We start from the raw sequence: 9,920 nt of genomic DNA on the forward strand, positions 1-9,920 counted from the left end.
TTGTGATGGCAGATAATAATGTGAAAAAATGGTACGTAGTTAGAGCAGTAAGTGGTCAAGAGAATAAAGTGAAAGCTTATATCGAGACTGAGATTGCTAGATTAGGTATGGAGGATTATGTTTCTCAAGTTTTAGTTCCTACTGAAAAAGTAGTTACCGTAAAAGATGGGAAAAAATCATCTAAGGATAAAGTTTATTTTCCTGGATATGTTATGATCGAAGCTAACTTGGTTGGTGAGATTCCTCATATTATTAAGTCAATTACTAGTGTTATTGGATTTTTAGGAGAAACTAAAGGCGGAGAACCTGTTCCTTTAAGACTATCTGAAGTAAACCGTATGTTAGGTAAGGTAGATGAGTTGGCTGTAAATACAGATACACGTTCTATTCCTTTTAGTGTTGGTGAAACGGTTAAGGTTATTGATGGACCTTTCAATGGATTTAATGGATCTGTTGAGAAAATCAATGAAGAGAAGCGTAAACTTGAGGTAATGGTTAAGATTTTCGGAAGAAAGACTCCATTAGAATTAAGCTTTATGCAAGTAGAAAAAGTATAATTTTTTGTTACACTATAATAAACCATTGTAATCGCTTCCATTGATTACAGTGTTAAATTTTTTAAAAATGGCTAAAGAAATTAGTAAGGTAGTTAAACTACAAGTTAAGGGAGGTGCTGCGAACCCGTCGCCACCGGTTGGACCTGCTTTAGGAGCTGCTGGGGTTAACATCATGGAGTTCTGTAAGCAATTTAATGCTAGAACTCAGGATAAACCTGGCAAAATTTGTCCAGTGCAAATCACTGTGTACAAAGACAAATCATTTGATTTTGTTGTTAAGACTCCTCCAGCAGCAGTTCAGTTAATGGAAGCTGCAAAGCTAAAATCTGGTTCTGGTGAGCCTAATCGTAAAAAAGTAGCTAGCGTTACTTGGGAACAAATTAGAACTATTGCTGAAGACAAAATGCCAGACTTAAACGCTTTCACAATTGAGAAAGCTATGAGTATGGTTGCTGGAACAGCTAGATCTATGGGTATAACTGTATCAGGAGATGCTCCTTTTTAATTAAGAAAAAGAAATGGCAAAATTAACAAAAAAGCAAAAAGAGGCTGCTTCAAAAATTGAAAAGAACAAATTATACTCTTTAAAAGATGCTGCTGCATTAATTAAAGTTGTTGCTTCTGCAAAATTTGATGAGTCTGTTGATATCGCAGTTCGTTTGGGTGTTGATCCAAGAAAAGCGAATCAAATGGTTAGAGGTGTAGTTACTTTACCTCACGGAACAGGAAAAGACGTTAAAGTATTAGCATTGGTTACTCCAGATAAAGAAGCTGAAGCAAGAGAGGCTGGAGCAGATCACGTTGGTCTTGACGATTACTTACAAAAGATTAAAGACGGTTGGACAGATGTTGATGTAATCATTACTATGCCTGCAGTTATGGGTAAATTAGGTCCATTAGGTCGTATTTTAGGACCTAGAGGTTTAATGCCAAACCCTAAAACAGGTACTGTAACTATGGATGTTGCTAAAGCTGTTCAAGAAGTTAAAGCTGGTAAAATTGACTTTAAAGTTGATAAAACTGGTATCGTTCACGCTGGTATTGGTAAAGTTTCTTTCGGAGCTGAGCAAATCGTTGAGAACGCACACGAAATTATTCAAACATTAATAAAACTTAAACCAACTGCTGCTAAAGGTACATACATTAAAGGTATTCACCTTACAAGCACAATGAGTCCTGCTATCGCATTAGACCCAAAAGCAGTATAATTGGTAGTTAAAAATTTTTAGTATGACTAGAGAAGAAAAATCAATCGCGATTGAAAATTTAACTGCGCAGTTAGCTGGTACAAATATCATTTACATTTCTGATATTTCTGGTTTAAACGCAGAGACAACTTCAAGCTTACGTAGAGCTTGTTTCAAAGCAGGTATCAAATTAGAGGTTGTTAAAAACACTTTGCTTGCAAAAGCAATGGAAGCTTCTTCTAATGATTATGGTGACTTACCTACAGTTTTATCAGGTAACAGTGCTATATTTATTTCTGATGTTGCTAACGCACCTGGAAAAATTATTAAAGATTTCCGTAAGAAATCTGATAAACCAGTTTTAAAAGGAGCTTACATCAACTCTGAAGTATATATTGGAGATAACCAATTAGATGCATTGGCTACTATTAAATCTAAAGAAGAGCTTATTGGAGAAATCATTGGATTATTACAATCTCCAGCTCAAAGAATTATTTCTGCTTTACAAAACAAATTCGCTGGAAGCGAAGAAGCAGCAGAGTAATACATGTGAGGGAGCTTGCTTCCTCGCTGCTTAATTAGCGCACAATAAATAAATTATATTTTTACAAATCATTTTAAACGATAGAAAAAATGGCAGATTTGAAACAATTCGCAGAACAATTAGTTAACTTAACAGTTAAAGAAGTTAACGAATTAGCAACAATATTAAAAGACGAGTACGGAATCGAGCCTGCTGCTGCTGCTGTAGTAGTTGCTGCTGGTGGAGGAGATGGTGCTGCTGAAGAAGCACAAACTGAATTTACAGTTGTATTAAAAGAGGCTGGAGCTTCTAAATTAGCTGTTGTAAAATTAGTTAAAGAATTAACTGGTTTAGGTCTTAAAGAAGCTAAAGACGTAGTTGACGGTGCTCCTTCTAACGTTAAAGAAGGTGTTTCTAAAGAAGAGGCTGAAGGTCTTAAGAAAGCTTTAGAAGAGGCTGGAGCTGTAGTTGAGCTTAAATAATTAAACTCAGTTTAAGAACTAGGTTTAGGTCTTGAGTTAACACTCAAAGGCCTAAACCATTTTTCGTATAATAAAATATATATTAAATTTTATTATCCCATAGTTTAAAATACGAAAAAGTTTTTGATCAATACGAAGAAAGAAAATTAGAATTAATTTTTAAAGATGTATTGATTATAATAAGAAAGTATAGATTAAACAGTGTGTTTTTACACAAAACAAATTACTTTTTTTTAATCAAAATTTTGTCCATTGATGATAACAAATCAGACTGAAAGATTGAATTTTGCCTCTACAAAAAATATCCCTGACTATCCGGACTTCTTGGATGTACAGGTTAAATCTTTTAAAGATTTCTTTCAATTAGAAACGAAATCTGACGAAAGAGGCAACGAAGGGTTATACAATACCTTCATGGAAAACTTTCCAATTACAGATACGAGAAACAACTTCGTATTGGAGTTCCTAGATTATTTTGTTGACCCACCACGTTATACAATTCAAGAATGTATAGAGAGAGGTCTTACGTATAGTGTGCCTTTAAAAGCTAGGTTAAAACTATACTGTACAGATCCAGAACACGAAGATTTTGAAACAATTGTACAAGATGTTTATCTTGGAACAATTCCTTACATGACTCCAAGTGGTACTTTTGTAATCAATGGTGCCGAGCGTGTTGTAGTATCTCAATTACACCGTTCTCCAGGGGTTTTCTTTGGACAATCATTCCATGCAAATGGAACTAAACTTTATTCTGCGAGAGTAATTCCTTTTAAAGGTTCTTGGATAGAGTTCTCTACAGATATCAACAGCGTAATGTACGCTTATATCGATAGAAAGAAAAAATTACCTGTAACAACTTTATTCCGTGCTATCGGATTCGAAAGAGATAAAGATATCTTAGAGATTTTCGACTTAGCGGAAGAAATTAAAGTTTCTAAAACAGGAATTAAAAAATATATTGGAAGAAGACTTGCTGCGCGTGTTTTGAATACATGGCACGAGGATTTCGTAGATGAGGATACTGGAGAGGTAGTTTCTATCGAGCGTAACGAAATCATCCTTGATCGTGACACTATTATCGACAAAGATAATGTTGAAGAGATCATCGATTCTAACGTAAAATCTATTTTGTTACACAAAGAGGATAATAACCAAGCAGATTATGCTATTATCCACAACACGTTACAAAAAGATCCAACTAACTCTGAAAAAGAAGCTGTAGAGCACATTTACCGTCAGTTGCGTAACGCTGAACCGCCTGATGAGGAAACTGCTCGTGGTATTATAGATAAATTGTTCTTCTCTGACCAACGTTACAACTTAGGTGAAGTAGGTCGTTACAGAATGAACAAAAAGTTAGATTTAGATATCCCTATGGATAAGCAAGTGCTTACTAAAGAGGATATCATTACAATCGTAAAATATTTGATCGAATTGATCAACTCTAAAGCAGAGATTGATGATATTGATCACTTATCAAATCGTCGTGTTAGAACAGTTGGTGAACAATTGTCTCAACAATTCGGTGTTGGTTTAGCACGTATGGCTAGAACTATTCGTGAGAGAATGAACGTTAGAGATAACGAGGTGTTTACACCAATTGATTTGATTAATGCTAAAACATTATCATCAGTTATCAACTCTTTCTTTGGTACTAACCAGTTATCTCAATTTATGGATCAAACGAATCCATTAGCTGAGATTACACACAAAAGAAGACTTTCTGCACTTGGGCCTGGTGGACTTTCGAGAGAGAGAGCTGGTTTCGAGGTTCGTGACGTTCACTATACTCACTATGGTCGTTTATGTCCGATTGAAACTCCTGAGGGACCAAACATTGGTTTGATTTCATCTCTTGGTGTTTATGCAAAAGTAAACGGAATGGGATTCATTGAAACTCCATACCGTAAAGTAACTAATGGTGTAGTTGATTTAGAAAGTACTCCAATTTACTTAAGTGCTGAAGAAGAAGAAGGAAAAATGATTGCTCAGGCAAACATTGAAATGGATGAAACTGGTAAAATTACAGCTAGCAATGTTATTGCTCGTGAGGAAGGGGACTTCCCAGTTGTTGAGCCAAATGTAGTTCATTATACAGACGTTGCTCCTAACCAGATTGCTTCGATTTCTGCATCTTTGATTCCTTTCTTGGAGCATGATGATGCGAACCGTGCGTTGATGGGATCAAACATGATGCGTCAGGCAGTTCCTTTGATCCGTCCTGAAGCACCGATTGTTGGTACAGGTTTAGAGCGTCAGGTAGCTTCAGATTCTAGAGTGTTAATCAATGCTGAAGGGCATGGTACTGTAGAATACGTAGATGCTAACATCATTACTATTAAATACGATCGTACAGAAGACGAGAGAATGGTAAGTTTTGATGCTGATGAGAAAACGTACAATTTAATTAAATTTAGAAAAACCAATCAAGGTACAAGTATCAACTTGAAACCAATCGTAAGAAGAGGTGATAGAGTTGTTCCTGGACAAGTATTGTCTGAAGGATATGCTACTCAAAATGGAGAATTAGCTTTAGGTAGAAACTTAAAAGTTGCGTTCATGCCATGGAAAGGGTACAACTTCGAGGATGCGATTGTAATTTCTGAGAAAGTAGTTCGTGATGATATCTTTACATCTATCCACGTTGATGATTATTCATTAGAGGTTAGAGATACGAAGTTAGGAAACGAAGAGTTAACAAACGATATTCCTAACGTTTCTGAAGAAGCTACTAAAGATTTAGATGAAAACGGTATGATCAGAATTGGAGCAGAGGTTAAGCCTGGCGACATTTTGATCGGAAAAATTACACCAAAAGGAGAATCAGATCCAACTCCAGAGGAGAAATTGCTTCGTGCAATCTTCGGGGATAAAGCTGGTGATGTAAAAGATGCTTCATTAAAAGCTTCTCCATCTTTACATGGTGTAGTTCTTGATAAAAAATTATTTGCAAGAGCTGTAAAAGATAAACGTAAACGTACTCAAGATAAAGATGCTTTAGGGGCTTTAGAAATGGAGTTTGAAACTAAATTTGTTGAATTAAAAGACAGATTAGTTGAAAAATTATTCTTGATCGTTAACGGAAAAACATCTCAAGGTGTAATGAATGATTTGGGTGAAGAAGTTTTACCAAAAGGTAAAAAATATACTCAAAAAATGCTTTACGCAGTAGAAGATTTCGCTCACTTAAGCAAAGGTCAATGGGTTGCTGATGATGCTACTAATAAAATGGTTAATGATTTGATTCATAACTATAAAATTAAGCTAAACGACTTACAAGGATCTTTAAGAAGAGAGAAATTCACTATTACAGTTGGAGATGAATTACCATCTGGAATCTTGAAATTAGCTAAGATTTATATTGCTAAGAAACGTAAGTTGAAAGTAGGAGATAAAATGGCAGGACGTCACGGTAACAAAGGTATTGTTGCTAGAATCGTTCGTCATGAAGATATGCCTTTCCTTGAAGACGGAACGCCAGTTGATATCGTGTTGAACCCACTTGGGGTACCTTCGCGTATGAACATTGGTCAGATTTATGAGACTGTATTAGGTTGGGCTGGTATGAACTTGGGTAGAAAATTTGCTACTCCAATTTTTGACGGTGCTTCTCTAGACGAGATCAACGCTTTGACTGATGAGGCTAACGTACCACGTTTTGGACATACTTATCTATTTGATGGTGGAACTGGTGAGCGTTTTGCACAAAAAGCGACTGTGGGTGTAATTTACATGCTTAAATTAGGACACATGGTTGATGATAAGATGCACGCACGTTCTATCGGACCATACTCATTGATTACGCAACAGCCACTTGGAGGTAAAGCTCAATTTGGAGGTCAGCGTTTTGGAGAGATGGAGGTTTGGGCACTTGAGGCTTATGGAGCTTCTAGTACACTACGTGAAATCTTAACTGTTAAGTCTGATGACGTTATTGGTAGAGCTAAAACTTACGAAGCTATCGTTAAGGGGGAAACTATGCCAGAACCAGGTTTACCAGAATCATTCAATGTATTAATGCACGAATTGAAAGGTCTAGGATTAGATCTTCGTTTGGAAGAATAATAAAAGTTTTCAGTTACAGTCTCAGTATTCAGTTTAGCACTGAAAACTGGGACTGACGCTGTTACAAAATGTTACAAGTTTTTAAAGATTTATACCCGTAACCCGTTCCGATTTTTTATAACAATGCGAGGCATTTTATAACTAGCGCTTCAAACAAGAGTTTGAAGTTTAGAGAAGTAACCCGAGGTAGTAGCTGAATGATTAACTCTTTACTTTTAAAGAGTAGATTATAAATCTAAATTCAATTTTTTAATTGCAAATAAATCAATAGTAAAAACTATGATGAATAACAGAAACAATAAAGATAAGAATCCAGTAAAAAGATTTAACAAAATTTCTATTGGATTGGCTTCACCAGAATCTATCTTGAAAGAATCAAGAGGAGAGGTTTTAAAGCCAGAAACAATTAACTATAGAACTCACAAACCAGAGCGTGACGGACTTTTCTGCGAAAGAATCTTCGGACCAGTAAAAGATTTCGAATGTGCTTGTGGTAAGTATAAAAGAATTCGTTACAAAGGTATCATCTGCGACCGTTGTGGTGTTGAAGTTACAGAGAAAAAAGTACGTCGTGATAGAGTAGGACACATCAACCTTGTTGTGCCAATCGCTCACATCTGGTACTTCCGTTCTCTTCCAAACAAAATTGGTTATATCCTTGGTCTTCCATCTAAGAAATTAGATATGATTATTTACTACGAAAGATACGTAGTGATCCAAGCAGGTATTGCTAAAAATGCAGATGGAGAATCATTACAAAGATTAGATTTCTTAACTGAAGAAGAATACCTAAACATTTTAGATACTCTTCCACAAGAAAACCAATATTTAGATGATTTAGATCCTAATAAATTTGTTGCCAAAATGGGAGCAGAGTGTATTATGGATTTATTAGCTCGTATTGACCTAGATGCTTTATCTTATGAATTAAGACACAGCGCTAACAACGAGACATCTAAACAAAGAAAAACTGAGGCTTTAAAAAGATTACAAGTTGTTGAGTCTTTCCGTGAGTCTAACGAAAACCGCGAAAACCGTCCTGAATGGATGATTATGAAAGTGGTTCCAGTTATTCCACCAGAATTACGTCCGCTTGTACCACTTGATGGAGGTCGTTTTGCAACTTCAGATTTGAACGATTTATATCGTCGTGTAATCATCCGTAACAACCGTTTGAAAAGATTAATGGAGATTAAAGCTCCAGAAGTTATCTTAAGAAACGAGAAACGTATGTTACAAGAATCTGTAGATTCATTATTCGATAACACACGTAAAGCTTCTGCTGTTAAAACAGAATCTAATAGACCATTAAAATCTTTATCAGATTCATTAAAAGGTAAACAAGGTCGTTTCCGTCAAAACTTATTAGGAAAACGTGTAGATTATTCTGCTCGTTCAGTAATTGTTGTTGGACCAGAAATGAAATTGTTCGAATGTGGTCTTCCAAAAGATATGGCTGCTGAACTATACAAACCATTCGTTATTCGTAAGTTAATCGAAAGAGGAATTGTTAAAACAGTGAAGTCGGCTAAGAAAATTATTGACAAAAAAGAGCCAGTTGTATGGGATATCCTTGAAAACGTAATTAAAGGTCACCCAGTATTACTAAACCGTGCTCCTACGTTACACAGATTGGGTATTCAAGCCTTCCAACCTAAGTTAATTGAAGGAAAAGCAATCCAATTACACCCATTAGTATGTACGGCATTCAACGCCGATTTCGATGGTGACCAGATGGCGGTTCACTTACCATTAGGACCAGAAGCTATTTTAGAAGCACAATTATTAATGTTGGCTTCTCACAATATCTTGAATCCTGCAAATGGTGCTCCAATTACAGTACCTTCTCAAGACATGGTACTTGGTCTTTACTATATGACCAAAGAGCGTTTGTCTACTCCAGAAATGAAAATTTTAGGAGAAGGTTTAACTTTCTATTCTGCTGAAGAAGTAAATATTGCTTTGAATGAAGGAAAATTAGAATTGAATGCTAGAGTGAAAATTAGAGCAAGAGATTTTAATGAAGAAGGTGAATTAGTTTATAAAATTATTCAAACTACAGCCGGTAGAGTATTATTTAATGAAGTAGTACCTGAAGCTGCAGGATATATTAATGAGGTATTAACTAAGAAATCACTTCGTGATATTATTGGTAAAATCTTAGCGGTTACTGACGTTCCTACAACAGCAGCTTTCTTGGATAACATGAAAGATATGGGGTATAAGTTTGCATTCCGTGGAGGATTATCTTTCTCATTAGGTGATATTAGAATTCCTGAACAAAAAACTCAGTTAATTGCTGATGCTCGTGAGCAAGTAGATGGAATTTCGATGAACTATAGTATGGGTCTTATTACCAATAATGAACGTTACAATCAAGTTATTGATATCTGGACTTCTGCTAATGCTCAATTAACAGAGTTAGCAATGAAAAATATCCGTGAAGACCAACAAGGTTTCAACTCGGTATACATGATGCTTGATTCTGGAGCAAGGGGTTCTAAAGAACAGATTCGTCAGTTAACTGGTATGCGTGGTTTGATGGCTAAGCCTAAAAAATCAACTGCTGGTGGTGGTGAAATTATTGAAAACCCGATTTTGTCTAACTTTAAGGAAGGTCTTTCGATTCTTGAGTACTTTATTTCTACTCACGGTGCCCGTAAAGGTCTTGCGGATACGGCTCTTAAAACTGCCGATGCAGGTTACTTAACTCGTAGATTACATGATGTATCTCAAGATGTTATTGTAAACTCTGTAGATTGTGGTACATTAAGAGGAATTGTGGTTTCTCCTTTGAAGAAAAATGAGGAAATTGTTGAATCATTAGGAGAAAGAATCTTAGGACGTGTAGCGTTACAAAATGTAATTAATCCTCTTGACAATGAAATTTTAATTTATGCTGGAGAACAAATTACAGAAGCTGATGTTAAGAAGATTGAAGCATCTCCAATTGAAAAAGTAGAAGTACGTTCGCCATTAACATGTGAAGCTACAAAAGGTATTTGTGCGAAATGTTATGGTAGAAACTTAGCTACTGGTAAGATGACTCAGAAAGGTGAAGCAGTTGGAGTTATTGCAGCGCAATCAATTGGTGAGCCAGGTA

Annotated in this window: 7 protein-coding genes; all 7 read left to right on the plus strand. The window is 35.8% G+C overall.

What is annotated here, in order from left to right:
- Positions 1-5: 5 nt before the first annotated feature.
- Positions 6-557, plus strand: coding sequence for a transcription termination/antitermination protein NusG (nusG, locus tag VGE71_RS15955; RefSeq protein WP_008466925.1), 552 nt, complete (start codon positions 6-8; stop codon positions 555-557).
- Between the two features lie 67 nt (positions 558-624).
- On the plus strand, positions 625-1,062 hold the full coding sequence (rplK, locus tag VGE71_RS15960) for a 50S ribosomal protein L11 (protein WP_008466923.1): 438 nt from the start codon (positions 625-627) through the stop codon (positions 1,060-1,062).
- 13 nt (positions 1,063-1,075) lie between these two features.
- A complete protein-coding gene (rplA, locus tag VGE71_RS15965; protein WP_008466920.1) occupies positions 1,076-1,765 on the plus strand; it encodes a 50S ribosomal protein L1 in 690 nt (229 codons plus the stop codon).
- 22 nt (positions 1,766-1,787) lie between these two features.
- On the plus strand, positions 1,788-2,288 hold the full coding sequence (gene rplJ / locus VGE71_RS15970; protein WP_331139230.1) for a 50S ribosomal protein L10: 501 nt from the start codon (positions 1,788-1,790) through the stop codon (positions 2,286-2,288).
- 89 nt (positions 2,289-2,377) lie between these two features.
- Positions 2,378-2,749, plus strand: a complete 372-nt coding sequence (gene rplL, locus VGE71_RS15975; protein ID WP_144215158.1) for a 50S ribosomal protein L7/L12 — start codon at positions 2,378-2,380, stop codon at positions 2,747-2,749.
- A gap of 255 nt (positions 2,750-3,004) precedes the next feature.
- The gene (gene rpoB, locus VGE71_RS15980) at positions 3,005-6,817 is read left to right on the plus strand and encodes a DNA-directed RNA polymerase subunit beta (RefSeq protein WP_144215157.1); all 3,813 of its coding nucleotides are present in this window, start codon (positions 3,005-3,007) and stop codon (positions 6,815-6,817) included.
- A gap of 279 nt (positions 6,818-7,096) precedes the next feature.
- On the plus strand, positions 7,097-9,920 hold a 2,824-nt coding region (rpoC, locus tag VGE71_RS15985; protein WP_331139231.1), incomplete at its 3' end, for a DNA-directed RNA polymerase subunit beta'.

The sequence above is a fragment of the Flavobacterium sp. genome (genome assembly GCF_036405015.1).
GTDB lineage: Bacteria > Bacteroidota > Bacteroidia > Flavobacteriales > Flavobacteriaceae > Flavobacterium.